We start from the raw sequence: 531 nt of genomic DNA on the forward strand, positions 1-531 counted from the left end.
AGGTGCGCTTGGAGGCCATGATGCCTGCCAGACGGGCAACGGCGAGCACATCGCCTTTCTTGTTCTGTTCGGGCGCAAGGTGGGCGAGGGTGGCGGGCTGCATATTAATGCGGCCGGAGGCCACGGCGCGGCGGCGGGTGGCGGCTTTGTCGCCGATGTCGACCATGTGCGCGTCGCCGCGCGGGTTGAAATGGGTGAGTTCACTCATGAGGAAGATGCTCGGTATTCGGTGTAATCAAGATTCTGTCGGCTGGGAGGACCAGCGGGCGAGGGCGTCCGCATCGGATTGTCGTGCATCGACCCAGTGCGAGCCATCCGGTCCGTCTTCCCGCTTCCAGAAGGGCGCGGTGGATTTAAGATGATCCATCATGTAATCAACGGCTTGTAGTGCTGCGTGACGATGTGCAGCCGCAGCCAGTACCAGCACAATGCGATCGCCGGGCATCAGCGTGCCTACGCGATGGATGATGCGGGCGGCGCTTAGATCAAAGCGGCCGCAGGCTTCGTGGGCGAGGGCGTGTAATGCCTTTT

Annotated in this window: 2 protein-coding genes; both read right to left on the reverse strand. The window is 62.1% G+C overall.

Translation table 11 applies throughout. The features are described from left to right. The coding region (gene moaC, locus KSF73_17330) for a cyclic pyranopterin monophosphate synthase MoaC (GenBank protein MBV1777483.1) at positions 1 to 208 on the reverse strand (208 nt) is incomplete at its 3' end. Positions 209 to 235: 27 nt separating this feature from the next. Beyond that, on the reverse strand, positions 236 to 531 hold a 296-nt coding region (locus KSF73_17335), incomplete at its 5' end, for a molybdenum cofactor biosynthesis protein MoaE (GenBank protein MBV1777484.1).

The organism is Burkholderiaceae bacterium DAT-1 (assembly GCA_019084025.1).
GTDB lineage: Bacteria > Pseudomonadota > Gammaproteobacteria > Burkholderiales > Chitinimonadaceae > DAT-1.